Raw genomic sequence first — 26,312 nt, forward strand, 5'->3', positions numbered from 1 at the left:
CCCGAGCGCACGGCGGCACCACCGCCCAACCCACCTGGGACGAGGCGCTCGGCGCCTCCCGCGCCGCCACCACCCGCAACGGAAAGAACCCGTCATGAGCACAGCCAGCACCACACCCCGCACGACGACCAGCGGCGCCACCCGTACGACCAAGATCGCCTTCATCGGTGCCGGAAGCGTCGTCTTCACCCAGGGCCTGCTCGCCGACCTCTTCGCCTTCCCCGAGCTCAAGGACGTGCACATCGCGCTGCACGACATCGACGCCGAGCGGCTGGCCACCGCCGACGGCGCCGCACGGCACATCGCGGCCGAGCGCGGCGCCGCGCCGCTGATCACCGCGCACGCCGAGCGCCGCGCGGCCCTGGAAGGCGCCGACTTCGTCATCAACATCATCCAGGTCGGCATGGGCGAGGCGACCCGTACCGACTTCGACGTCCCCGCCCGCTACGGCCTGCGCCAGACCATCGGCGACACCCTCGGCGTCGGCGGCGTCTTCCGCGCGCTGCGCACCTTCCCCGTCCTGCGGGAACTCGGCCGGGACATCGCGGAGGTCTGCCCCGACGCCTGGCTGCTCAACTACACCAACCCGATGGCGATGAACGTGCAGTACCTCGCCCAGGCCACCGGACTCACCCGGGTCGTCGGCCTCTGCCACTCGGTCTACTGGACGATGCACGACCTCGCGGAACTGCTGCGCATCCCGCTCGAAGAGGTCACCTACCACGCGGCGGGCGTCAACCACCAGGCGTGGGTGCTGCGCTTCGAGTACCAGGGCGAGGACGTCTACCCGCGGCTCGACGCGCTCATCGCGCAGGACCCGCAACTGCGCCGCAGGGTCCGCGTCGACATGTACCGGCGGCTCGGCTACTACCCGACCGAGACCAGCGAGCACTCCTCCGAGTACGTGCCCTGGTACCTGCACCACGACAGCGAGATCGAGCGGCTGCGGCTGCCCGTCGGCGCGTACCTCGGCATCGTGGACGAGAACGTCGCCGCGTACGAGAAGACCCGCGCGGCGCTCGCCGCCGGGCTCCCGCTGCCGGTCGAGGGCACGATGGAGTACGCGCCGCAGGTGATCCACAGCATCACCACCGGCACCCCGCGCACCATCTACGGCAATGTGCCCAACCACGGCCTCATCGACGACCTCCCGGCCGCCGGCACGGTCGAAGTGCCGTGCCTGGTCGACGCGCTGGGCGTCCAGCCCACCCGGGTCGGCGCGCTCCCGCCGCAGTGCGCCGCGCTGAACCGCACCTACCTCAGCACCACCGACCTCGTCGTCCGCGCCGCGATCGAGGGCGACCCCCGTCACATCCGGCACGCCGCCATGACCGATCCGGCCACCGCCGCCTCGCTCCCCGTCGAACGGATCTGGGAGCTGTGCGACGACATGGTGCGCGCCCACGGTGACGCGCTCCAGCCGGAGTTGCGGGCCGTCCTGGGCTCATGAGGCGGCGGGCCGCGCGCCGGGTCGGTGGGCTGACCCGGCGCGGCTCGGCTCGCTTCGACTGGGCTCAGTTCAGTTCAGCTCAGCTCAGTGCGCGAGGGCGCTCATCAGGTGGCGCATGGCCCGGATGAGCGCCGGGCGCAGCGCGATGGTGTCGGCCGGGGTCGCCTCGATGGGGGAGCCGTCGGCGTTCAGCGGGCGGGCGGCCACACCGTTCCACTGCTTGATGCCGTCCACGCTGAGCGAGAGGACGGCGCCGCCGTGCCGGACGGTGACGGCCTGCCGCGCGGTGCCGTAGATCGTGAACGCCTGGTCGCCGAGGCCGCGCAGCGCCTTGGTGACCTCGGGTGAGTCGGTCATGAACAGGAAGTCGCCGGAGCCCGCGGTCGTGGGGTCGGGGACGATCACATGCGAGATGTCCGCGAATTCGGCGTGGACGTCGGACTTCTTGTGCAGGTCGACGGTGACGGTGACCGTGTACGTGGTCTCCCAGTCGCCGCTCCCGGTCACCGACGTGGTCAGGGTGCAGGCGGCGTGATCGAGGGCGGGACCCTTGGTGATCACGGGGATGCCCTGGAGGAATTCGGTGCCGAAGGCGTCGGACAGCGGCTGGAGATTGTCGCTGGTGCACGGATTGTCGGCGAGGTGATAGCCGTGCAGGTCCGGCCGCGGGCCGTCGTAACCGGTGAACTGGAGGACCGCCAGCCAGACCGCCGACGCCGTGACGACGCCCCCGAGCGCCCACAGCACGCGGACCCTGCGCCCCTCGGGCCGTGGCCGCCACGGCTTGAGGGTGGGCCCCCTGTCCTCGCCGCCGTGACCGCCGCCCGTGTCGCGGACGCGGTACGGGTCCGCGGCGGAGCGCGGCGACGGGAGGCGGGCGCGCAGCCGGGAGAGCGCGGAGCGCAGCGACGGCGGCGCGTGACCCGCGCCGCTCAGGATGTCGGGGGCGGGGCGGTCGGGCTCCGGCTCCTCGACCATCTCCGGCTCGGTGATCATGCCGAATCCCCTCGTCGCGGTGTGCCCGCCATCGTACGGCGGGGCGGACGCCTCATCGGGACCCCCTGCTCCCAGGCTGCCCGTGGGCAGCGCCGGGTAACAGGCGGGTTCGCGCCAGAGGGTGGACCCGGGGGCGGCGGGGTGAGGGCGCGACGCGTGAGGTGCCCGACGAGTGCGGGCCGGCCGTCCGGCCGCGGTCAGCCGCCGCTCTCCGCGCCGCCGCCCTCATCCTCCGGGAGATCCGCCTCGACCCCGTTCGCGCGGGCGATCCGGAGCGCGTCGTCCAACTCGTCGCAGGCCACGGCCAACGCGTACGCGTCCCCCGCCCGCCCGGCGGCGGCCACCGCCTCCCGAGCCACGCGCACCCGCTCCAGCATCGCCTCGGCGAAACCGTCCACCCGGACCTCCATCCGACGTCATCGGCCGCCCTCCACCCCGGCCCCGTTCGCACGGAGAGCTAAGGGAGATCGCGGATCTCCGGACATGCTAACGACGCCGCCGCGGCCCGGCGCCACCCGAACCCCCGTATGGCGTAAGGCGGTTCGGCCCGTTTCACCCGCTGTCCAAGGTCCGTCCACCGCCCGTCCGCGCACAGGTCGGACGGTGGACGGACGGCGTGCGAACCGGGGCGGCGGCGGACCGGTGGCCACGGCGGAAATCGGTGTCGCCCGCGCCGGTCGGTGTACATGATCGGATCAGTGGACAGCATGAGAATCGCACCGACGCGCCGGTGTCCACGGACGTCAACCGGCGCCGCGCCGGGGCGAATTGACAGAGTTAGGCATGCCTAACCTAGGCTCGTCGCGCCCCTGGTCACCGGTCGTCCCACGACCGTCGACCCGAACGACTGCGCGCCCGGAAGTGGACCCCCATGCGGCTCTATGTGCTGGCTCTGAACCCGACCGACTCGGTCACCGAGGGATTCCTCCCGGCCGCCCGCCGCCTCGGCCTGGACGTCACGGTCCTCACCGACCAGCCCGCCGCGCACCGGGCCGCGTACGGCGACGATCCGGCGGTCGACATCCTGGAGTGCGACGTACGCGACTTCCGCGCGGTCATCACCCGCGTCTCCACCTATCGGCCACCGGACGCGGTCTTCACCAACAGCGACCACCTCCAGGTCCAAGCCGCCCTGGCCGCAGGCTACTTCGGCCTGCCCGCCAAGAGCTGGCAGGCCGCGCTGCGCACCAAGGACAAGGCCGAGACGCGCCGGACCCTGGCCGCCTCGGGCGTCGACACGGTGTGGTCGGCGGAGTTGCCCGCGGGCCGGGACCCGGCGGCCTGCCTCGCCGGACTCGACGTGCCGTACCCCTGCGTCGTCAAACCGCGCGAGGGCGTGGCGAGCGAGGACGTCGTACGCGCCGAGGACCCGGCGGACCTGGAGCGCCGCGTGCGGCTGATCCAGGCCGGCCGGCCTGGCGCCGCACTGGTCGTGGAGGAATTCCTGCCCGGCGAACTGCTGACCCTGGAAACCCTCGGCGACGGTAGGACCCGCCATGTGCTGGGCGGCTTCCGCACCACGCTGTCCCCGCCGCCGTATTTCATCGAGGAGCGGCTGACCTTCGTCCCCGCGCACCCCGCGCCCGTCGTCGACCAGGTCCTCGCCCAACTCGACGCCCTCGGCGTCGGATTCGGCGCCTGCCACACCGAATTCGTGCTGCACGAAGGGCGCGCGCGCCTGATCGAGGTCAACTACCGCGCCATCGGCGACCAGTGCGACCTCCTGCTGGCCGAACTGCTCGGCCTGCCGCTCTTCGAGCACATCCTCCGCACCCATCTGGGTGAACCCCTCCCGCCCGAGCTGCGCACCGCGACCGGCCGCGCGGCCCGGCTCGACTACCCGTACGCGCGACAGGCGGGCACCCTCACCGCCGCCCCCGGCCCGGCCGACCTGACGGCCGACGGCGTGCGCCTGACGTACCGGCCGCTGCGGGCGGTCGGCGAACGCCATCCGCTGCACCGCACCAACCGCGATCTGCTGGGCGTCGTCCGGGCCATCGGACCCGACGAGGACGCCGTGGAGCGGGCCGTCACCGGCTTCCTCGCCGAGCACCGCTGGGAGATCACGCCGTGACGGTGACCGGCCGGGCCGCCGGAGACGAAGAACGCGCCCTGCTGCTCGACGTGTTGAGCACGCTGCTGCGCGAAGACGTCGTCCGCCTGCGCACCGGCAGCGTCCTCGTACGCCGCCCCGACGGCGACTGGCTGCGACTGCCGGTCCCCGGGGCCGACTCGGGCCGGGGAACGGCCGCGCTGCGGCAGCCGGTAGCCGAGGCCGATGCGGACGTGCTGCCGCGGCCCGTGACCGACTCGGGCAGGGAGGCGCCGGCGCTCCTGCTGCCGGTCACGGCGGACGGCTTCCAGAGTGAGTACGCCGCCCGGCTCCCGCTGCTGCTCCAGGAGCCCGGCGGGCGGGAGCTGACGACCGGCGAGGACGTACTGGCGGCGCTGCGCGCTCTCGCGGCGCCCGAGGACCGCGCGGGCTTCACCGCCTTCGCGGACGAGTACCGGGACGCGCTGACCGCCCTGCGGCTGCGGACCGCGACCCGCGCCGACACCGTGGCCCGGCTCACCGCACGCCACGGCGGCGACCCCGCCGGGTGGACCGGGCTCACCGGCGCCCTCGCGTACGACACCCTGGCCGCCCGGCACGGCCACCCGGTGCACCCGACCTCCGCCGCCCGGAGTGGGCTGACGGGCACTCAGCTCCGCGCGTACGCGCCCGAATTCGCGCCGCGCTTCGCCCTGCGCTGGCTGGCCCTGCCCAGGGAGGCCGTCACCGTGCACGGCGCGGACGGCGATCGGGCACCAGACGGCCTCGGCCTCGGCGAACTGCGGCCGTCCGCCCTCGCCCTCGGCCTGCCGCAGGAGCTGGACGGGACCCACGTCGCCTTTCCCGTCCACCCCCTCACGGCGGACGGCCCGCTGCGGGACGCGCTGCGCGCCACCGGCCTCGACGGCAGGTCCGTACTGGCCGACCGTACGTACCTGGACGTGGCTCCCACGCTGTCGACCCGCACCGTCGCGGTCCTCGCCGACCCCGGAACCCACCTCAAACTGCCCCTGGCCACCTCGACGTTGGGGCTGCTCAACCGGCGCACGATCAAGCCGGGCAGTCTGATCGACGGCGCGGCCGGGCAGCGGCTGCTGGAGACGGTGACCGCACGCGAACCGCGCTTCCGCGACAGCGTGCTGCACGCCGACGAGACCCGGTTCGCGCACGCGGGCCACGAACTCCTCGCCGTGCTCGTCCGCCGCCACCCGCCCGGCCTCGACGGCTGCGCCGTGCTGCCCATGGCCGCGCTGCTCGCCGAGGCCCCCGACGGCCGGCCGGTCGTCGACCACCTCGCCGACCGTTACTACGGCGGCGACCCGCTCGCCCTGTTCGACGCGGTCCTCACCCTGTTGCTCGACTGGCAGACCACGCTCTTCGGATACGGCATCGCCCTGGAATCCCACCAGCAGAACATCTCGCTGCTGCTGGACGACCCCGCCGGCCGCACCCGGCTCCGCCTGCTCCTCAAGGACGACGACGGCCTGCGGGTCAACCGGGTCCGGCTGCGCGCGGCCCTCGGCCCCGACGCGCCGGAGCGCGCCGCCTTCGACGATCCGCGCATCCTCGTGGACGACGACGGCCCGGTGGCCGACCTCTTCACCACCATCACCGTCCATCTGTGCGCGGGCGCCTACGCGTTCGCCCTCGCGCGGCTCGGCCGCGCCCCGCTGGAAGACCTGCTCGACCGCGTACGCGACCTGCTCGACCGGGCCGCGCGGCGGCTCGGCACCGGGCCGGGCGAAGCGGGCGAGACCCTGCGCGCGCGGGTGCTCGACGCGCCGCGCCTGCCCGTCAAAGCGATGGTGAGCGCGGGCACGCTGCTCACCAAGGACCGCTCAGGAGCCACCGACATCAACAAGCACTACACCACCGGACCCAACTACCTTCTGCGGAGCCGTTGATGACGCTGCCCACCATCACCGGACCCGCCGACTGCGCCCGGCACGCGGGACTGCCCGACGCGGACCGCGCCGTGGCCCACACCCTGCTGAACTGCCTGCTCCGCGAGGTGTCGGGCCCCGAGCACCAGACCGCCGTCATCGACGGCCGCCTGCTGGTACGGCTGCCCCGCACCGGAGTTCGGCTGCGGGTCGCGCTGCGCCGCACCTCACTGCTCGGCGCGCACCGCTTCGCGGGACCGGTCACGGAACAGACCGGCCACGACGACTGGACCGAGATCGACTGGCGACGGCTGGCCGAACACACCCACGCCGAACTGTCCGCCCTCACCGGCGTGCCCAACGACGAATTCCTCGGCCAGGTGGAGTCCAGCCACCACGGAGTCGCCACCGCGCTGCGCGCCCCGCGCCCGGTCGCGGCCGGACTCCCGCTCGCCGGGTACCTCGCCTCCGAACAGTCGCTCGTCTACGGCCACCGCTTCCACCCCGCCCCCAAGTCCCGTGGCGGCGACCCCGGTTCATGGGCCGCGTACGCACCGGAGACCTCGGCGTCCTTCCCGCTGCGGCTGCTCGCCGTACGCGAGGGCCTGACCGTCCAGGAGTGCGCCGAGCCCGGCGCCACCGACCCGCTGGACCGGCTCGCGGCCGTGCCCACGGGCTACCGGCTGCTGCCCGCGCACCCCTGGCAGTACGACCTGCTGCACCGCCACCCCGTGCTGCGCGCGGCCCTGGACCGCCGTGACGTGCTGGACCTTGGCCCCGGCAGGACCCGCTTCGCCGCCACCGCCTCCGTCCGCACCCTCTACGACGGCGACACCTTCCTCAAATTCAGCCTCAATGTGCGGATCACCAACTGCCTCCGCAAAAACGCCAGTTACGAACTGGCCGGGGCCGTCGCGCTGACCCGGATGCTGCGGCCCGCCTTCGCCGACCTCGCCGCCCGCTTCCCCGGCGCCGACGTCCTGCGCGAGCCCGCCTACCGCAGTCTGGCCCTGCCCGGCCGCGACGGCCGCCCCGACCAGTCGCTGCTCGAAGGCTTCGGCGTGATCGTCAGGGAAGGGCTCGACCGGCGGCTCGGGCCCGGCGGCACCGCGCTGCTGGCCGCCGCCGTCGCGGACGAGTACCCGACAGGCCCGGGACACATCTCCCGGCTGGTCGCGGACGGCGGTCCCGCGGCGGCCCTTCGCTGGTGGCGCGCCTACCTGCGGCTGCTCGTACCCCCGGTGCTGGCCGCCTACTTCGACCACGGCGTGGTGCTCGAACCCCACCTCCAGAACGTGCTGGTCTGCGTCGACACCGACGGCGACCCCGTCCAGGTGCTCTTCCGCGACCTGGAGGGCGCCAAACTGGTCCCCGAACTGCTCTCGGGCCCCAGCGCCGACGCCCTCGCCGCGCTGCCGCCCGAGGTCGCGGAGCCACTGCGCTACGACGCCGACCGCGGCTGGGACCGGGTGGTCTACTGCCTGCTGGTCAACCACGTCGCCGAAATGCTGGCCGCGCTCGCCGATCTGCACCCGGACACCGAACCCGCCCTGTGGGCCGAGGTCCGCCGCACCATCCGCGACCACGCGGACGAGCACGGCCACCACCCCCGGCTCGACGCCCTGCTCGCCGGAGCGCCGCTGCCCGCCAAGGCCAATCTCCTCACCCGCTGGGAACGCGCCGCCGACCGGTTCGCGGGATACGTACGCCTGCCGTCGCCCCTCGCCGAGGACGTCCTGCCGACGCCGGACGGCCGACCTGGACACCCCGTGCGCGGCGCCGACCGTGGGCCCGACGACGCGAGGACGCAGTCATGACCGCACCCGCACCCGCACCTGTCGCCGTCCCCGACTCCGTACGGGCCACGGCTCTGGCCCTGCCGACCGCCCAACTGCCCGCCTACGTCTACGACCTGGCGGCGCTGCGCGCGCACGCGGCGGCCGTGCGGGCGGTCCTGCCCGAGCGAGCGGAGCTGTACTACGCGGCGAAGGCCAATCCGGAGCCGGAGATCCTGGCGGCGCTCGGCCCGTACGTGACCGGCTACGAGGTCTCGTCCGGCGGCGAGGCCGCCCATGTGGCGGCGGCGGTGCCGGGCCGCCCGCTGGCCTTCGGCGGACCGGGGAAGACCCCCGCCGAGATCACGGCCGCGCTCGACCTCGGCGTGAACCGCTTCCACGTGGAGAGCGCGTACGAACTGCGCATGCTCTCGCATCTCGTGGCCGCACGGCGGACCCGCGTCGGCGTGCTGCTGCGCTTCAACCTCGCCGTCTCACCGGGGGAGTTGGCGACGGGAGTGCTGGCCATGGGCGGCGGTCCCTCGCCCTTCGGTCTCGATCCGGCGCAGGCCGACGCGGCCGTCCGCGCGCTGACCGACGGCAGCCATCCGCACCTCGAACTGCGCGGTGTGCACGCGCATTTGGCCAGCGGCCTACCGGCGCCGCGGTTGCTCGCCGTCGCCGAGTCCGTGGTCGCCTGGGCGACGGACCTCGCGGCGCGGCACGGCGTCCCGCTCCGGGAGGTCAACGTCGGCGGCGGCATGGCCGTCGGCTACACCCGCCCGGCGGACCGCTTCGACTGGGCCGTGTACGGCGCCGGGCTCGCCCGGTTGCTCGACGCCCACCCCGGACCGCTGCTGCGCATCGAACCGGGCCGCGCCCTGACCGCGTACTGCGGCTGGTACGCCACCGACGTGCTGGACGTGAAGCCCAGCCACGGCGAGGAGTTCGCGGTGCTGCGCGGCGGCACCCACCATCTGCGGACCCCGGCGGCCAAGGGCCACGACCAGCCCTGCGCGCTGCTGCCGGTCGACGACTGGCCCCACCCGTGGCCGCGCTCGGCGGCCGACGGTGAACTGGTCACGCTGGCAGGCCAGTTGTGCACGCCCAAGGACGTGCTCGCCCGGCGGGTCCCGGCGGCGGGACTCCGGGCGGGCGACCGGGTGCTGTTCGCGCTGGCCGGGGCGTACGCCTGGAACATCTCGCACCACGACTTCCTGATGCACCCCCGGCCGACCGTCCACTACGTCGATTCCAGGGACGTTCCGGATTCCACGGACCGTTCCTGAGACCGCCCTCTCCCGGACCGGCTGCCGCGCAGGTCCGGGAGAGAGCGTGTGCGGGACACGGCTCAGGAAGCCTTGCCGGTCACGGTGATCGTGTGGCTGCCCGCCGGGATGCCGCGCAGCGTCACCCGGCCGTCCTTGAGCGCGGCCTGGAAGGCGTGCGCCCCCGAGCCGTCCCAGGCGACCCGGCCGTCGACCTTGACGGTGACCCGCGTGCCCGTCGCGGGCACATCGACGACGCCGGAGGTCCCCTTGGGCGCCGTCAGGTCGAGCGTGAACTGCCGGTCACCGCTGCCGCGCTTCCAGTCGACGGTCAACGGACCGTGCGGCGTGGGAAGTTGGCCGCGCGCCCAGGTGACGGAGCCCGGGTGCGGTGCGACGCTCCAAGTGGCGAATCCGGGAGTGACGGGCGTCGCGCCGAGCAGGTCGTTGGTCAGTGCCGGGACCACCCCGGTCGACCAGCCGTGGGCTGCCGAGGTGAAGCCGCCCTCGTACATCGAACCGCCAGGGCCTATGCCCTCCCAATCGGTGATGCCAGGGCCGTGCCCGGCCATCCAGCCGTACAGCCGCTTGATCTCGTCGATGGCGGAGTCGGCCTTGCCTGTCAGGAAGCGGGCCTGGATCTCGGGGTACGAGGTGAAGGCGTAGACCCGCTCGGAGCCGTCGGAGACCAGGGTGTCGTTGTCCATGAAGGCGTTGCCGTAGGGCTGGGCGGTGGTCTTGGACAGGTGGTCGAGCGCGGATGCGGCGCGCGTCGGGTCGGCGACCCCGGCGACCACGGCCAGGCTGTTGCCGTCCTGCCCGTGCCGTACAGCGCCCGTCGCCGAGTCGAGATAGGCGCCCGCGGCGCTGTCCCACAGATGCGTGTTGATCGCGGTGCTCACGGCGTCGGCGCGCTTGTGCCAGCGGTCGGCGTCCGCGCCGTGGCCCAGCGACGTCGCCAGCGCCGCCGCGTCCTTGAGCGCCTGGACGTAGAGGGTGTTGTAGTAGGTGACCTCGCCGCCGCGGGGCAGGAAGGCGTAGTCGCCGTAACCGCCGGTGCCGTTCAGGCCCTTGGACAGCAGGCCGTTGGCGTCGGTGACGCTCGGGTACCAACTGTCCAGCGTCTTGACCAGGTTGGTGTAGTAGTCGCGGGCGTAGGCGGTGTCGCCGGTGTACAGCACGTAGTCCCAGCTACTGGTCACCCACCACAGCGGGTAGTCGAACAGCGGGAGCGTGTAGTTGTTGATGGAGGCGGGCGGTATCCAGCCGTCGCCGCGCTGGTGGTCGGCGAGGTCGGCCAGCACGTTCCTGGCGGCGACCGCCGCGTCATGGGTCAGATACGTGGTGCGGCCGGAGACCGCGACATCGCCCACGTACGGGTCGCGGTCGCGCTTGGCGCCGTCGTGCAGCACGAGCTTGCCGTCGAGCGTCGGGCTGTCGGCGTTGCGCGGGTCGACGTCGTCCGACCGGAAGGTGTCGGTGACCAGCTCGTTGGTGTACGAGGCGTCGTACCAGTACTGGTTCAGCTTGGCGTCCGAGGACTCGAACCAGCCGGTGTAGGAGTCCGGCGTGCCGAGGAACGGTGTGAAGTCGAGTGAGACACCGTCGATCCGCACGGTGCCCGACGGCTGCGCGAGCGGCGCGTCGGAGGGCAGCGCGTCCAGGCTGATCTTCATGTAACGGAAGCCGTGCAGGCCGTCGGCGCAGACCTTCGTACCGCTCAGGCAGCTCTTGTGATCGGTCCAGATGCCGCCCTGCCGCGGGACCGCGTACTGATCGGTGCCGGGGCCGCCGGAGACGTCGGAGCGCGTGTAGTCGGAGCGGTCGGTGAGGTAGTCGAGCGTCTCGGAGAAGGCGACCCGCACGCCGGGGCTGTTGTCCGAGGCGCCCGCGAAGCTGATCCGGGGGTAGCCGGAGACGACCTTGCCGAAGTCGAGCGTGACGCTGGGCACCGGCTCGGCGGCGACCAGTCCCGGCCACACCTCGTTGATCCTGGTGTACTCGCCCTTGCCCGAGGACTGGTCCTTGGTCACGGTGATCCGCACCCGCGCGGTGGTCACGGACGAGGAGAAGGCGACCGCGCGCCGCACGTCGGAGTTGCCGGTGACGGTGGCGCGGGTGGTCCAGGCCGAACCGTCCCAGGTCTGGACGGTGAAGTCCTGCGGGACGCCGTCGCTGTTGGACAGCACCGTGATGCCGGGGAGCGCGACCGGGGCCGGGCTGGTGATCTCCAGCCAGGCGGGATACGTGGCCGCGTTCGCGTCGTTCCAGAACGTGTCGGTGTCGCCGTCGACCGCGTTGCCGGGGACGTAGGTACGGGGCTTGCCGTCGTTTCCGTTGTTGCCGTCGTGGTACGAGGAGGCGGTGGCCGTGGTGCCGGCCGGCCACGTCGGCTTGGGCTTGGGTGCGGGCCTGTCGAGGGTGGCGGTGCCCTTGCCGAGGACGCCCTGAGGGTGGGTCACATCGCCGGTGGTGGCCGTTACGGCGACCGGCCGCACATCGCGGCTCGACGGTGCCCGCACGTACTTCCGCCAGGAGGCGGAGTGGGGGGAGTTGGCGGAGGCCGGCCCCGACAGGGCCATGGTCGCGGTGAGCGCGCCGACGACGGCGACGGCCTGCGCGATGCGGACCGACCGTCGGGAGAGCGTGCCACGGAGGGGATGCGCAGCGGACAAGAGGGCTCCAGGTGTTCCACGAGCCGCGTCCCGCAGCCCGTACCACTAAGAACGATTCAATTCGGCGCCGCTGAACCTATGGTGCGATTGAGCTGGGGGTCAATACATCCGTCGGCCAAGGCTTCGCATTTTCACGACGCCGAATTGAAACGTCATTGAAACGGTGCGGCGGAGCTGCCCCGATGTCCGCCCCGCCGCCGGTCCCGCTCGCCGGTCTCGTCCGGTGTTCCGACATCTTTCTCGAAACTGTCGAAGCCGACACCGCGTCAGTTCGGTGGCCCGATCGGGTGTTGGGTCACGCTTTGGTAACCCGTTGCGCGAGCCTTGACCCCTTCTCCAGGCGCACTTTACCGTCACAGCGCGCAGCAAATTTCGGCGAGGATGCCGAATCTTTCGAAAGGCTGGACCGATGAAGAAGCGCGCATTGCTCTCCCGCGCCGCGACCGCCAGAGCCCTGGCCGGCGGCGTGGCGCTCGTGCTCGGAATGTCCCTGGCCGCCTGCGGCGGCAGCAGCGGCGGCGACTCGGGCGGCGCCGGCTCGTTCCACGTGCTGGTCTACGGGGACGCGACCAACAAGGTCGAGAAGCAGATCGTCGAGACGTTCAACAAGACGTCCAAGGTCAAGGCGGTCCTCGACACCATCCCCGGCGCGGACTACCAGCAGAAGTTGCAGACGCTCATCAGCACCAAGCAGGCGCCCGACGTCTTCTTCAACTGGGGTGGCGGCAGCATCGCCCCCTTCGTCAAGGAAGGGCTTCTGCTGCCGCTGGACGAGATGATCGCCAAGGACCCGGGGCTCAAGAACAACTTCCTGACGTCGGTGTTCGACAGCGCCAAGGTGGACGGCAAGCCCTACGGCATCCCGATGCGCGGCACCCAGCCCGTCCTGCTCTTCAACAACAAGAAGGTGCTGGCCGACGCGGGCCTGACCGAGCCCAAGACCTGGGACGACCTGCTCAACGCGGTCAAGGTCCTCAAGTCCAAGCACATCACCCCGATCGCGCTCGGCGGCGGCGACCAGTGGCCGACCCTGATGTGGTACGAGTACGTCTACGACCGCGTCGCGGGCCCCGGCCTGTTCGAGAAGGCGCTCGCCGGCGACAAGAGCGCCTGGGCCAGCGCCGACAGCAAGAAGGCGCTGTCGATGCTCAAGGAACTGGTCGACGCCGGCGCCTTCGGCACCAACTACGACTCGGTGAAGTTCACCGACAACGGCTCCGCGGCCCTGGTCGCCACCGGCAAGGCCGGGTTCGAGCTGATGGGCTCCTGGTACTACTCCACCCAGCAGGACGCCAACGCCGACTTCGCCAAGAACGACCTCGGCTTCAGCACCTTCCCGACCGTGACCGGCGGCGTCGGCGACCCGACCGATGTGGTGGGCAACACCAACAACTTCTACTCGGTGCTGAAGAAGACCAAGTACCCGGACGCGATAGCCGAATTCCTCAAGCTCCAGTACAGCGACCAATTCGTGCAGGCGCAGCTCGGCATCGGAAATCTGCCGACGACGAGGAACACCGAGAAGTTCCTCGACACCTCGGCCGATCCCACCTACTCGAAGTACCAGTACAACCTGGTCAAGGACGCGAAGTCCTTCCAGCTCTCCTGGGACCAGGCGTACCCGCAGTCGGCGAGCACCGCGATGCACACGGCGGTCCAGCAGTTCTTCGACGGCAAGCTCGACGCCGACGGGTTCATCAAGGCCATGCAGGCCCTGCCGTCGTCCTGACCAGGGAACCCTCCACATGATCACCACATCGCCCCCTGCGGCACGGAGCGGCACGGCCCACCGGGCCGGTCCTGGCCGCCGCTCCGGCTCCGCGGTGACCCGCCCAGGTCTGGCCTGGGCGGTTCCCGCCACCTTGTTCTTCGTCTGCTTCGCCGTCGTCCCGCTGCTGCTGGTCGCCGTGCTGTCCTTCACGAGCTGGGACGGCCTCGGCTCACCCCGGTGGGCGGGCGTGGCCAACTGGAAAGCGCTGATCCACGACCACACCATGATCCAGAGCCTGTGGCTCAGTGCGCTGATCACGGTGCTCGGCGTCGTGATCCAGACACCGCTGAGCCTGCTGCTCGGCGTCTGGGCCGCGGGCCACCAGCGCAACCGCGCGATCCTCTCGGCGGTCTACTTCATCCCGCTGCTGCTGTCGGCCACCGCGATCTCGGTCCTGTGGCGGGCGATGCTCGACCCCAACTTCGGTGTGCCCGCGCAGGCCAAATGGCTCTTCGGGGACGGCAATCTGCTCGGCATGCAGTCCGGCGCCATCGGGGTGCTGGTCTTCGTCGGCGCCTGGCAGTACACCCCGTTCCACACCCTGATCTACCAGGGCGCCGCGCGCGCCGTCCCGCCCGTGCTCTACCAGGCGGCGGCCATCGACGGCGCGGGAACCATCCGGCAGTTCTGGCACATCACCCTGCCGCAACTGCGCAACACCATGATCACCTCGATGGTCCTGATGGTGGTCGGCGGCCTCACCACCTTCGACACCGTGCTGATCCTCACCCAGGGCGGCCCCGGCACCGACACCACCATCAGCGCCTACTACATGTACCAAAAAGCGTTCAAGAGCTTCGACTTCGGCGGCGGCTCCGCCATCGCCCTGGTCCTGGTCGTGATCGCCACGATCGTCTCGCTGATCGTCGTCAAGGTCTCCGGATACGACAAGATGCGCAGCTCGGCGGAGGGCCTGTGATGACACGCCGAACCAACCGCCACCGCCCCAACTACCTGGCCGGGCTCGGCTCCCTGGTCTGGCTCTTCCTCGTGGGCCTGCCGCTGTACGTGATGCTCGCCGCGACCCTCCAAAGCCGCAGCGACTACTTCAAGAGCGGCCCGCTGGGCTTCCCCCGGCACTTCACGCTGAAGAACTACACCCAGGACTTCCACAACGGTTTCGGCCAGTACTTCCTCAACACCCTGCTGGTCACCCTCGCCGTCGTCGCCATCGTGCTGCTGCTCGTGCCGCCGCTGGCGTACGCGATCGTCCGCGGCAGAGGGCGGCTCACCACCGGGGTCTTCCGGGTGTTCCTGCTGGGCCTGGCCATCCCCGCGCAGGCCGTGATCGTGCCGATGTTCTACGTCATCACCAAGGCCGGTCTCTACGACAACCTCATCGGCGTCATCCTGCCGACCGCCGCGTTCTCCATGCCGGTGTGCGCGCTGATCCTGTCCGGCGTCATGCGCGACATCACCCCCGACCTCTACGAGGCCATGGCGATGGACGGCGCCGCGCCCTGGCGGGTCTTCTTCCAGCTCGTGCTGCCGCTGTCCAAGGGCGGCCTGTCCACCATCGTGGTCTTCTCCGCGCTCCAGTCCTGGAACGGCTTCCTGTTCCCGCTGGTCCTGACGCAGTCCGACTCGTCCAAGGTCATCACCCTCGGCCTCTACAACTTCCAGACAGAGCACGGCATCGACGTCCCCGGCCTGCTGGCCGCGGTGGTGCTGTCGATGCTGCCCATCTTCATCGTCTACCTGTTCGCCCGGCGCGCCCTGGTCCAGGGCCTCATGGGCGTCGGAGGAAAGTGACCGACACCGTGGTCGAAGAGACAGAACCCGTCACCGAACCCTGGCGTGACCCCGACCTGGCCCCGGAACTGCGGGCCGATGCGCTGATCTCCGCGATGACCTTGCGGGAGAAGGCCGCGCAACTCGTCGGCGTCTGGGTCGGAGCGTCCGACGACGGAGGCGAAGTCGCCCCGTACCAGCACGAGATGGAAGCGCCGGTCGACCTGGAGGCGCTGCTGCCGCAGGGACTCGGGCAGCTCACCCGGTCGTTCGGGACCGCGCCGGTCGACCCCGCGCTCGGCGCGCTGTCGCTGCTGCGCACCCAGCGGGCCATCGCAGGGGCCAACCGCTTCGGCATCCCCGCGCTCGCCCACGAGGAGTGCCTGGCCGGTTTCGCCGCCTGGGGCGCCACCGCCTACCCCGTACCGCTGGCCTGGGGCGCCACCTTCGACCGCGCGCTGATCCGGCGCATGGCCCGCGCCATCGGCGAGGACATGCGTTCGGTCGGCGTGCACCAGGGCCTGGCCCCGGTCCTCGACGTGGTGCGCGACGCCCGCTGGGGCCGCGTCGAGGAGACCATCGGCGAGGACCCGTACCTCGTCGGCACCCTCGGCACCGCCTACGTCCAGGGCCTGGAGTCCGCCGGAGTCGTCGCCACCCTCAAGCACTTCGCGGGCTACTCCGCCTCCACCGCGGGCCGCAACCTCGCTCCGGTCGGCATGGGCGTACGGGAGCGGGCCGACGTGATCCTGCCGCCGTTCGAGATGGCGATCCGGGAGAGCGGGGTGCGCTCCGTCATGCACGCCTACACCGACACCGACGGCGTCCCCTCCGCCGCCGACGAACAACTGCTCACCGGACTCCTGCGGGAGACCTGGGGGTTCACCGGCACCGTGGTGGCCGACTACTTCGGCATCGCCTTCCTCAAGAACCTGCACGGGGTGGCGGGCACCCTCGGCGAAGCGGCGGGCGCCGCCCTCGCGGCCGGCGTGGACGTCGAACTGCCCACGGTGAAGGCGTACGGCGAACCCCTGCTCAGGGCCGTCGCCGACGGGAAGGTGTCCGAAGCCCTCGTCGACCGCGCGGTGCGCCGGGTGCTGATCCAGAAGGCACAGCTCGGACTCCTCGACGCCGACTGGGACCCGACTCCCGCCGCCCTCAAGGGCCTTGGCGCGGTCTCCGCCGAACGTACGGCCGACCTCACCGACACCGACACCGACACCGACAGCGAGACCGACACCGAGGCGCTGCGCGGGCGGGTCGACCTCGATCCGCCCGCCAACCGTGCCATCGCCCGGCAGGTCGCCGAGCAGAGCGTCGTCCTGCTGCGCAACGACGGCGACACCCTGCCGCTGAACCGCCCCGCGACCATCGCCGTCATCGGCCCCAACGCCCACACCCCGACCGCCGTCCTGGGCTGCTACGCCTTCCCCGTACACGTCGGAGGACAGCACCCCGACACCCCGCTCGGCATCGAACTGCCCACCCTGCGCGAGGCGTTGGTCGCCGAATTCCCCGACGCGCGGATCGTCTCCGCACTCGGCGCGAGCGTCGACGGCGCCGACAGCGACGGCTTCGCCGAGGCGGTACGGGTGGCGCGCGGCGCGGACGCCGTCGTCCTCGCCCTCGGCGACCGGGCGGGCCTGTTCGGACGCGGCACCAGCGGCGAGGGCTGCGACGCGGAGTCGCTGACGCTGCCCGGCGTGCAGCAGCAGCTCCTCGACACCCTGCTGGACACGCTCGCCGGCACCGGCACCCCGCTGATCGTCACCTTGCTGGCGGGGCGGCCCTACGCGCTCGGCCGCGCCGCCACCGAGGCCGCCGCCGTCGTGCAGTCGTTCTTTCCCGGCGAGGAGGGCACCGTCGCCGTCGCCGGAATCCTCAGCGGCCGGGTCGAGCCCTGCGGCCGGCTGCCCGTCAGCGTCCCGCGCCGCCCCGGCGTCCAGCCGTCCACGTATCTGGCGGCGCGGCTCGGCCAGGCCAGCGAGGTCTCCAGCATCGACCCCACCGCGGCCTTCGCCTTCGGCCACGGGCTGACGTACACCCGATTCCAGTGGACGGACCTGGACGTGCCACGCCTGCGCACCGGGACGGACGGGGAGATCGCCCTCGCCTTCACCGTACGCAACACCGGTCGTCGGGACGGGACCGAGGTGGTCCAGCTCTACCTCCACGACCCCGTCGCCTCGGTCGTGCAGCCCGTGCAACGGCTGGTCGGCTACCACCGGGTCGCCCTCGCGCCCGGCGAGTCGGCCCGCGTCGAGGTCACCGTGCCCGCCGACCTGGCCGCGTTCACCGGCCGCGACGGCCGACGCGTCGTGGAACCGGGGGAGTTGGAGCTGCGGCTCGGCGCCTCCTCCACCGATCTGCGGCTCACCGTCGTCTGCGCCCTGAGCGGCCCGGCCCGTACGGTGGACCACACCCGCCGGTTGCACGCCGACTTCACGACGGATCGCGAGCGGGACTCCGTCTCCTGAGCGCCCCGAGCGTCCTGAACGCCGCTTCCGCCGGGATGACCTGACGCACCGACAGCCGCGCCTGCGCCGATGCGCGGGCGCGGCTGTCGGCGTTACGGAAACGGCGCCGAGGGGGGAGCGGCGGGTCCCTCCCGTAGCGCCCGCGCCTCCAGATGCCGCCACATCGCCGAGACGTTGAACGCCGCTCCCAGATCGGGGAGTTCGGCCAGCTCCTCGGCGGGTATCGGGCGCGGTGGAGCCCCGGTGGCGGCGACGGCGAGCGTCATCCGGGCGAGGGAGTCGACGGCCAGCGCGGCGGTGACCGCGGCGGCGACGGCGTCGGCGGGGTCACCGGTGGCGACGGCGACCAGTCCGTGGCCGCGCAGGACGACGACCGGGCGGTCGCCCAGCGCGGCGACCATCCGCTCGGCCAGGTCACGGCGGCGCACCAGCGCCGAGCGCGGCCACACGGGGATGCCGCCCTGCGCGAGACGCGCGGCCGGTATGTCGTACGCACCCACCAGCGGCAGCCACGGCAGCCCGGCGACGGAGGCGGCGACCACCGCCGGGGGATGGGCGTGCACGACGGCGGTCACCTCGGGCCTGGCACGCAACACCTCCGTGTGGATGGGCAGTTCGATGGGCGCCTTCCACCCCGGCGGTACGTCCCCCGCGCCGTCGAGACCGACCCGCTGGACGTCGTCCGCGACGGTGAAGGCCAGCCCGCGCTCGTTGGGACCGCGCCCGCGCACCAGCAGGGCCTCGGTGCCGACCCTGGCGCTGACGTGGCCGAGGATGTGCTCGACCAGCCCGGTCACGGCGAGCACCCGGCAGGCCATGGCGACCCGCTCCCGCAGCGCCCGGCCGTCGTCGTCCGTCACCCGCCCTCCCCGTACGGCGACGCTCCCTCGCGCCGGGCCTCCCGCGCCGCCGCGAGCAGGTCGTCCGCGGACAGCAGCGACGGCTCGCGCGCCGTCGCCAGCCGCAGGGACAGCGCGCCGTGCACGGTCTTGCGGATGCGGCGGCCGTCGAACCCGGCGAGCAGGCCGCCCATCCGCTCGTGCACGGCCGTGTCCGCCGCGAGCCCTCCCAACTCGGGCCACTGCGCCGCCAGTTCGCGCAGCGAGTCGGCGACGATGAGCGGAACCACCGACGCGTCGGGCAGTTCGGTGCGGACGATGAGGTCGGCGCGGGACAGGAAGGCGTCGTCCACGGCCTCGGCGAAATTCGTCGTGACCACCAGCAGCGTGCCGGGGCGTCGCGCGCGCAGGACGTCAAGACCGCTGAGCACCGCGTCGGTCGCCCGGTGCACATCCACCGGGTTGGTGTCGAAGGACGCGGCCTGCCGCCGTACCGCCAGCGCCTCGACCTCGTCGACCAGCACCACGGTGTGCGGGCGGCGGGCCGCCAGCTCCGGCAGCGTCTCGCGGAAGAGCCGGGACACCGCCCGCTGGCTCTCCCCGAGCATCTCGCTGGGGAAGGCGTGCGGATCGACCTCCACCAGCGTTGTCGCGCCGTGCGGCGCGAGAGCGCGCGCGGCGGCCTGGGCCAGACCCTGCGCGAGGGTCGTCTTGCCGGTGCCAGGCGGCCCGGCCAGCACGATCAGGCCGTGCGGGGCCACGGCGGAGCCCGCGAGCCGCCGCCCGTGCCTGAGCACGAGGACGGCGGTCGCGAGCAGCCGCTCCTTGACACCGGGGTCCACGATCACGGCGTCCCACGGCCCGTCGTGGTGGCCGGCGGGCAGGGCGTGGACGCCGGCCACGCCCTGCGGCAGCGCGGTCGTCAGCGGCGCGGTCACTGCGGACGGCCCCCGCTCACGGCCACGTCGGACGGTCGAGCTCCGGCCACGCGACGGTGGCCGGGTCGCCGGCCTGCGCGTCCCTGATGTGCTCGGGCGGCTCCTCGAAGAGCACCAGCGGATCGCACAGCACCCGCATGGTCTCCAGCAGGCTGTCGAACATGTGGATACGGACGACCTTCGCCGTGCGCTCCGGGTCGGTGTTGAAGTGCTGATGCCACAGGAAGTGGTCGACGACGATGAGGTCGCCCTTCTTCCACGGGTGGCGCTCGCCGCCCTCGGGCTCGGTGCCCAGATAGCTCTCGCCGGAGCCCTCGACCACGTACAGCCACGCCTCGCCGGGATGCCGGTGCATCGACTGGCCGCGCCCAGGACCGATCTCGAACATCGCCATCGTGATGCCCGACGCCTGGTAGCCGATGGCCCGGTCGAGCAGGAAGGTGGTACGGGTGCCGCGCGGGGTGTTGCGCAGTTCCAGCTCGTCCCAACTGGTGTGCAGGCGGCCGGACCGGCGGGCCTCCTGGTCGCGCGCGAGCCGCCGCAGCCGCGCCGCGTACGGGTCGGCGCCGTCCGGGCCGGGCGAGAACGGCGGGCGCGGCGGCAGTTCGGCGAACGGGGTGTCGCCCGCGTCCTCGATGACCGCCATGCCCATCGTCTCCAGCATCGGCTGGCTGGAGAAGGTCAGACAACGCGCCGTGGTGTCACCGTCGTTGCCGCCGCGGTGCCAGGACCAGGCGGGCAGATGCAGCGAGTCGCCGGGACCCCACTCGATCCGCTGCCCGTCGATCTCGGTCCAGCCGCGCCCGGCGACCACGAAGACCATGGCGTCCCAGGAGTGCCGGTGCACGGTGGTGGCCGTGCCCGGGTCGTACTCGTGCGCCAGCGCGTCCATCGTCCGCGTCGGCCGGTCGCCGTCCGCTCCCGCGTACACCCCGATCCGGCTGCGCCGCGCCGTGGGGTGCATGGTGACGTCCTCCAGCGCGACGACGGTGCGGTGGTTGTCCCGCCATCCCTCCAGGAACTCGGCCCGACGGCGTTTTTGCACGTGGTAGTGGGTGACTTCGGTCGTGGTACGGGTACTCATGCTGCCTCCGGGTGGTGGGGTGACGGGTGGCCGTACGGCCGCTCGATCGCGTGGGCCCGCCCGGTGCTAGTCGGCGGGGACGAGGGTGACCTTGGCGGGGTCCACGCTGAGATGGACCTCGGTGCCGGGCTGGATGGACACCGTCGGGTTGGAGCGGCAGCGGATCTCCTGCTTGCCGACGGCCACGATGTGGTCCACGACGTCGCCCATGAACGCGCGGGTGGTCACGGTCCCGGTCCACTCGGTCGGCACGTCGCCGTGCCGGGTGGTGGAGATGTCGACGGACTCCGGCCGGACCGAGACCAGTACGGCGTCGCCGACCGCCGGCACCCGCTCGACACGGCGGGCCACCAGCCGCCCCTGCGGTCCTTCGACCACGACCTCGTCGCCGTCCACCGACACCACGGTCGCGTCGATGAAGTTGGACGTGCCGATGAACTCGGCGACGAAGCGCGTGGCGGGTTTGGTGTAGATCTCCCGCGGTTTGCCGATCTGCTCGATCCGGCCCTTGTCCATCACCGCGATCCGGCTGGACATCACCAGCGCCTCGGACTGGTCGTGCGTCACGTAGATCGCGGTGAGGTTCAACTCCCTCTGCAACCGCTTCAGTTCGAAGCGCATGTTCTCGCGCAGCTTGGCGTCCAGATTGGACAGCGGCTCGTCGAGCAGCATCAGTTCCGGCTGCGTCACCAGCGCGCGGGCCAGCGCCAGGCGCTGCTGCTGCCCGCCGGAGAGCTTGGTGGCGGGCCTGCGCGCGTACGAGCCCAGCTCGATCACGTCCAGCACCCGCTCGACGCGCTCCTCGATCTCCTTGCGGCCGGGGCGGGTGGCGCGCGGCATGACCTCCAGCGGGAAGGAGACGTTCTTGAAGACCGACAGGTGCGGCCAGATGGCGTAGGACTGGAACACCATCCCGAAACCACGGCTGTTGGCCTTGAGATTGATGCCCTTGCCCGCGTCGAACAGCACCCGGCCGCCGAGGGTCACCCGGCCCTTGGTGGGGCGCTCCAGGCCCGCGACCGAGCGCAGCGTCGTGGTCTTCCCGCATCCGGAGGGGCCGAGCAGGGTGAACAGTTCCCCGTCGTGGACCTCGAAGTCGACCCCGTCGACGGCGAAGTGACGGGTGCTCTTCTCGGCGGAGCGGCGGGAACCGCGGCCCGAGGACTCTTCGTAGCTCTTGGCGAGGGACTCGACGGTCAGCATCCCTGACACCCTTTCGACTAGTTCGTGGAATCGCCCTGGAGCCCGAAGCGGGCTCCCAGGCGGTAGGCGACGGAGACGAGCACGACGAGGAGCACGACCATGCAGACACCGAGCGCCGCCAGCGTCGTGAACTGCCCGTTCTCGAACTGCTCCCAGATGAGCACCGACAGCACCTCCTTGCCGGGGCTGTAGAGCAGGATCGTGCTGGACAGCTCGCGGAAGGACACCACGAGGATGTAGACCCACCCGGCCAGGAAGCCGCCGCTCATCAGCGGCAGCAGCACCCGCCGGAAGGTCTGGAACCACGAGGCGCCGGACACCGCCGCCGACTCCTCCAGCTCCGGCGAGATCTGCGACATCGCGGCGGAGGAGTACCGCATGCCGTACGGCAGATAGCGCGTGCAGTAGGAGATCAGCAGGATCAGCAGCGTCCCGTAGATCGGCAGCGAGCTGCGCAGGTACACGAAGGACAGCGCGAGGCCCAGGACCAGGCCGGGGATCACGATCGGGGTGAAGGCCAGCAGGTCGAGCACCCGCCGCCCCGGCGCCTTGGTGCGCAGCACGACCCAGGAGACGATCGCGGTGAGCAGCATGACCACCGTCGCCGCGCCCACGCCGAGCAGCAGCGAGTTCTTCAGCGCGGTGAACGCCAGCGGGGTGTGCAGCACCTCGCGGTAGTTGTCGAGCGACATGGTCCTGATCGCCTTGCGCGACGGCACCGCGTAGTACTTCAGCAGCGACGCGTAGGTGAGGACGGCGATCGGCAGCACCACCGTGAGCAGGAAGTAGCCGATCACCGCGGCGCCCGCCAGCGGCCTGGCCCGGCCCAGTTCGACCGGGCGCGGCCTGAACGCCTTTCCCGTCACCGTCTGGAAGTTGCGCGAGGAGCGTTGCAGCCAGGCGGAGAGCAGCACACCGGCCGCCGCGATGGCCAGCAGGCCGATGGCGTACGCGCCCGCCGACCCGTAGTCGATGGGGTAGGCGCGCAGCACGAAGTAGATCCGGCTGGTGAAGACGTAGGTGCCGTTCTGGAGGCCCAGCAGGCCGGGCACCTCGAAGCTCTCCAGGGACTGCACGAACATCAGCAGCGCCGCGGAGATCATCGCGGGGCGGACCAGGGGGAGCGTGATCCGCCACAGGATCCTGCCGCGGCCCGCGCCCGACATGGCGGCCGACTCCTCCAGCGAAGGGTCCATCGCCCGGAAGGCGGCCACCATCAGGAGGAACGCCACCGGGGCGAGGTGCAGGCCCTGGACCCAGATCATGCCCCACACGCTGAAGATGTTGATCGGCGTCGCGCCGAACAGCGGCTTGAACACCAGGGTGTTGAGCAGCCCGATGTTCGGGTCGCCGAGGAAGATCCACGACGTGGCGTACAGGATGCCGGGGATGATCAGCGGCACCAGCGAAGCGGCGAAGAACAGGCCCTTGAACGGGGTGTCGGTGCGGACCTGGACGTAGGCGAGACCGGTGCCGAGGACGAGTGCGAGGGCGGCGGAACCGAAGGCGAACCAGAGCGAGTTGAGCATCATCGTGCCCGCCTGCGAGTCACCTCCGTAGGCGCGCGAGAACGCGTCGAAGGAGAAACCGCCGCCGCTGAGGAACGTGTCGTGGAAGAGGTAGCCGAGCGGGACGAGCGCGAGGTAGCCGACGATCACGACGGAGCCGCCGACGAGCAGCCCCTGGAAGGTCAGCAGCCGGCGCAGCAGCCGTACCGCGCGCGCCGCGGTCTCACCGCGCTCGGGGGCCGGGGTCTCCTCCGGCATGGGGTCGCCGCCGCGCGGCGCGGGGGGAGCGGGTGCGAGGGCCATCGCCGGTCACTTCCCCGCCGTGGAGCGCAGCAACTGGTCGTACTTCTTGTCCCAGTCGGCGCCTTCCTTGGTCAGGCCCGCGACGTCGAAGGGGACGAGCATGGTGCCCTTGAGGCTCTTGTCGCCCGCCACCTTGGTCGACGGGGTCAGGCCGAGGTCGACCAGGGTCTGCTGACCGTCCGTCAGCAGCCAGTCGTAGAAGAGCCAGGCGGCGGCCGGGTGCTTGGCGCCCTTGAGCATGCCGACGCCGTTGGGCCGGGCGAAGGCCGGGATGGTGGAGGTGCCGTCGGCGGGCAGGTGGGTGACGGGGGCGCCCTTCTGGGCGGCCCGGTCGGTGATGTACGTGTAGTTCATCGCCTCGATCGGGCTCTGGCCCGCGCTGAGGAACTGCATCATCGTCGTATGGCCCTTGGCCGTCTTGGAGTTGCCGACGATGGCCTTCCACAACGCGTCCACCTGGACTTGCGTCTTTCCGTGGTCCAGCCAGTACTTGGTCAGGTTCTCGTACCAGTCGCTGTCGCTGATCTCCAGGGTGAGCTTGCCCTTGTACGCGGGCGAGGCGAGGTCCTCCCAACTGTGCGGCTCGTCGGCGGGCTTGATGAGATTGGTGTTCCAGGCGGGCTGGAAGACGTTGAACCGGCTGGCCGTCCAGTTGTCGAACTTCCCCGTCGGGTCGACCTTGTCGAGGCCCGAGCCGCTGTACGCCGTGAGGAAGCCGTTCTTCTCCATGGCCGCCATCTCCACGAAGTCCGTCTCGACGCTGTCGCCGCCGGCCTTGCCCGCCCCCACCTCCTGCGAGACCCGCTGGAGCACCGTCTCGGAGTTGGCCCGGAAGACGCTGACCTTGATGCCGTACTTCTTCTCGAACGCCTTCGCCACCGGGGTCGCCACATCGGCGGTCATGGAGGTGTAGAGCGACAGCGCGCCGCCTTCCTTCTTCGTCAGTTCCTCCGCTTTGGCGCGCTGTTGGGCCTTGGGCAGCGCGCTGATCAGCGTGTAGGCGGAATCCGCTCCCGCGGAGGACGAGCCCGGCGTGCCGCCGCCGCAACCGGAGACGAGAGCTGCGGCCACCAGGCCGGACACGGCCAGTGTCGCGTTACGGGTGGTTGTCATCAGGGTGTGCTCCTGGAAAGTGGTCGGGCGGAGGGCTGGAGGAGGAGCGAGCCGGGGTCAGCCGGTCTTCGCGACGCCGCGCAGCAGGGCGTCGTAGGCCGCGTTCCACTTCGCTGTGTCTTTCTCGGCCGACTCGGGGACGTTGTACGTGGTCGAGCCGGCCGGGATCGGGTCGGTGAAGCCCTCGACGGTCTCGGCCGCCGGAATCCGCAGGGATTTGGCGATGAGCCGCTGGCCGTCGCTGAGCACCCAGTCGGTCCAGAGCATCGCGGCGGCGGGGTGCCGGGCGCGCGAGAGCATGCCGACGCCGTTGGGGCGCAGGATCACCGGCTGCACGGTCGGCCGCCACGCGACGGGCGCGCCCTTCTTGGCCGCCTTGTCGATCGTGTGGCTGTAGACCGACAGGGCCACGCCGAACTGTCCCGCACTGAGCAGTTCGCCCTGCACCGTATGGCCCTTGGTGACCTTGCTGTTGGCGATGATCTTCTTGAAGAGCGCGTCCACGTCGGCCGGGCTCATGCCCTTGTCGTCGGTCAGATACGTGTGCATCGACGCGTACCAGTCCCAGTCCCAGTCGCCGACCTCGACCGAGAGCTTGCCCTTCCACTTGGGGTCGGCGAGGTCGGTGAAGTCCACGGGGGGTTTGCCGCCGGGGATCACGTCGGTGTTCCAGCCGACGACGAAGGCGTTGAACCGCTCGGCCGTCCAGCCGCCGAAGGTCGTGGCGGAGGCGCGCAGACCTGCTTTGGACGGGCCGTCGTACGGCGTCAGCACCTGCTGCTTGTCCATCGAGCGCAGTTCCGAGTCGTTGGTGTCGACGACGTCGGTCTGCGTCTTGTTCGCCTTGTCCTCCTGGAGGATGCGTTGCAGCACGGTCTCGGAGTTGGCCCGGAAGGCGTTGACCTTGATGCCCGGGTAGGCCGTCTTGAAGCCGTCGACCAGGTCCTGGATGTCGGTGTTCGAGGTGTAGAGGTCGAGCACATTGCCCTGGCTCTTGGCATCGGCGAGCAGCTTGTCGGTGCGCTCCTTGCCGGTGAGCGAGGCGTAGGCGGAGTAGGGGTCGGACGTGGGCCTGGCGGAGCCGCCGCCCGTGGCGGGCGAGGAACCGCAGCCGACGAGAACGAGACCGGCGGCCAGGACACCGGCGGTGAGGGCACCATGACGCATCGCACACTCCTGAAGCGAGAACCGGACAGGATCCTCAAGGGCTGACGGAAGTGGAGCGGTGGCTGTCCCGCATGGGTG

Annotated in this window: 19 protein-coding genes; 9 read left to right on the plus strand and 10 right to left on the minus strand. The window is 71.5% G+C overall.

Translation table 11 applies throughout. From position 1 onward, the window contains the following. Positions 1-94: 94 nt before the first annotated feature. Complete coding sequence (locus tag BGM09_RS01395) at positions 95-1,450, plus strand: alpha-glucosidase/alpha-galactosidase (protein ID WP_188279483.1); 1,356 nt, start codon at positions 95-97, stop codon at positions 1,448-1,450. Between the two features lie 84 nt (positions 1,451-1,534). Here BGM09_RS01395 and BGM09_RS01400 read toward each other — a convergent pair whose 3' ends face one another. Together BGM09_RS01400 and BGM09_RS01405 are read right to left on the minus strand one after the other, a co-directional pair. Then, complete coding sequence (locus tag BGM09_RS01400; protein WP_188279484.1) at positions 1,535-2,446, minus strand: hypothetical protein; 912 nt, start codon at positions 2,444-2,446, stop codon at positions 1,535-1,537. 197 nt (positions 2,447-2,643) lie between these two features. Continuing rightward, on the minus strand, positions 2,644-2,844 hold the full coding sequence (locus tag BGM09_RS01405; protein WP_188279485.1) for a hypothetical protein: 201 nt from the start codon (positions 2,842-2,844) through the stop codon (positions 2,644-2,646). A gap of 473 nt (positions 2,845-3,317) precedes the next feature. Here BGM09_RS01405 and BGM09_RS01410 point away from each other — a divergent pair, with 473 nt between their 5' ends. The 4 genes from BGM09_RS01410 to BGM09_RS01425 are packed head-to-tail and all read left to right on the plus strand — an operon-like array spanning position 3,318 to position 9,446. Beyond that, positions 3,318-4,520 carry an acetyl-CoA carboxylase biotin carboxylase subunit family protein gene (locus BGM09_RS01410; RefSeq protein ID WP_188279486.1) on the plus strand — a complete coding sequence of 401 codons (1,203 nt, stop codon included), beginning with the start codon at positions 3,318-3,320 and terminating at the stop codon, positions 4,518-4,520. A 2-nt stretch (positions 4,521-4,522) separates the two neighbouring features. Continuing rightward, complete coding sequence (locus BGM09_RS01415) at positions 4,523-6,403, plus strand: IucA/IucC family siderophore biosynthesis protein (RefSeq protein ID WP_188279549.1); 1,881 nt, start codon at positions 4,523-4,525, stop codon at positions 6,401-6,403. Further along, complete coding sequence (locus BGM09_RS01420; protein WP_188279487.1) at positions 6,403-8,199, plus strand: IucA/IucC family protein; 1,797 nt, start codon at positions 6,403-6,405, stop codon at positions 8,197-8,199. Before BGM09_RS01415 ends, BGM09_RS01420 begins: the two co-directional genes overlap by 1 nt. Further along, entirely contained in the window at positions 8,196-9,446 is a 1,251-nt protein-coding gene (locus BGM09_RS01425) for a type III PLP-dependent enzyme (RefSeq protein WP_188279488.1), read from the plus strand. Before BGM09_RS01420 ends, BGM09_RS01425 begins: the two co-directional genes overlap by 4 nt. A 62-nt stretch (positions 9,447-9,508) precedes the next feature. On the opposite strand, the gene BGM09_RS01430 is transcribed toward BGM09_RS01425, so the two are convergent. Continuing rightward, positions 9,509-12,100 carry an alpha-L-rhamnosidase C-terminal domain-containing protein gene (locus BGM09_RS01430; protein WP_223186153.1) on the minus strand — a complete coding sequence of 864 codons (2,592 nt, stop codon included), beginning with the start codon at positions 12,098-12,100 and terminating at the stop codon, positions 9,509-9,511. A gap of 409 nt (positions 12,101-12,509) precedes the next feature. Between BGM09_RS01430 and BGM09_RS01435 the strand changes: the two genes are divergently transcribed. Genes BGM09_RS01435 through BGM09_RS01450 form a run of 4 tightly spaced genes read left to right on the plus strand, consistent with a single transcriptional unit; the run spans position 12,510 to position 18,079 of the window. Continuing rightward, on the plus strand, positions 12,510-13,829 hold the full coding sequence (locus tag BGM09_RS01435) for an ABC transporter substrate-binding protein (RefSeq protein WP_188279489.1): 1,320 nt from the start codon (positions 12,510-12,512) through the stop codon (positions 13,827-13,829). A 16-nt stretch (positions 13,830-13,845) separates the two neighbouring features. Continuing rightward, positions 13,846-14,790 carry a carbohydrate ABC transporter permease gene (locus BGM09_RS01440; protein ID WP_188279490.1) on the plus strand — a complete coding sequence of 315 codons (945 nt, stop codon included), beginning with the start codon at positions 13,846-13,848 and terminating at the stop codon, positions 14,788-14,790. Beyond that, entirely contained in the window at positions 14,790-15,623 is an 834-nt protein-coding gene (locus BGM09_RS01445) for a carbohydrate ABC transporter permease (RefSeq protein ID WP_188279491.1), read from the plus strand. The genes BGM09_RS01440 and BGM09_RS01445 overlap by 1 nt, the downstream gene beginning before the upstream one ends. After that, on the plus strand, positions 15,620-18,079 hold the full coding sequence (locus BGM09_RS01450) for a beta-glucosidase family protein (RefSeq protein WP_411158238.1): 2,460 nt from the start codon (positions 15,620-15,622) through the stop codon (positions 18,077-18,079). Before BGM09_RS01445 ends, BGM09_RS01450 begins: the two co-directional genes overlap by 4 nt. A 92-nt stretch (positions 18,080-18,171) precedes the next feature. On the opposite strand, the gene BGM09_RS01455 is transcribed toward BGM09_RS01450, so the two are convergent. From BGM09_RS01455 to BGM09_RS01485, 7 genes are all read right to left on the minus strand, one after another. After that, complete coding sequence (locus BGM09_RS01455) at positions 18,172-18,939, minus strand: class II aldolase/adducin family protein (protein WP_317452480.1); 768 nt, start codon at positions 18,937-18,939, stop codon at positions 18,172-18,174. Next, entirely contained in the window at positions 18,936-19,856 is a 921-nt protein-coding gene (locus BGM09_RS01460; RefSeq protein WP_317452481.1) for an AAA family ATPase, read from the minus strand. Before BGM09_RS01460 ends, BGM09_RS01455 begins: the two co-directional genes overlap by 4 nt. 16 nt (positions 19,857-19,872) lie before the next feature. Next, on the minus strand, positions 19,873-20,940 hold the full coding sequence (locus BGM09_RS01465) for a cupin domain-containing protein (RefSeq protein WP_188279492.1): 1,068 nt from the start codon (positions 20,938-20,940) through the stop codon (positions 19,873-19,875). Positions 20,941-21,006: 66 nt separating this feature from the next. Then, entirely contained in the window at positions 21,007-22,143 is a 1,137-nt protein-coding gene (locus tag BGM09_RS01470) for an ABC transporter ATP-binding protein (protein WP_188279493.1), read from the minus strand. Between the two features lie 17 nt (positions 22,144-22,160). Continuing rightward, positions 22,161-23,954, minus strand: coding sequence for an ABC transporter permease (locus BGM09_RS01475; protein ID WP_188279494.1), 1,794 nt, complete (start codon positions 23,952-23,954; stop codon positions 22,161-22,163). 6 nt (positions 23,955-23,960) lie between these two features. Further along, positions 23,961-25,067, minus strand: coding sequence for an ABC transporter substrate-binding protein (locus BGM09_RS01480; protein WP_188279495.1), 1,107 nt, complete (start codon positions 25,065-25,067; stop codon positions 23,961-23,963). Positions 25,068-25,124: 57 nt separating this feature from the next. Then, entirely contained in the window at positions 25,125-26,234 is a 1,110-nt protein-coding gene (locus BGM09_RS01485; RefSeq protein WP_188279496.1) for an ABC transporter substrate-binding protein, read from the minus strand. Between the last annotated feature and the right edge of the window lie 78 nt (positions 26,235-26,312).

It is taken from the genome of Streptomyces sp. CBMA29 (assembly GCF_014596445.1).
GTDB lineage: Bacteria > Actinomycetota > Actinomycetes > Streptomycetales > Streptomycetaceae > Actinacidiphila.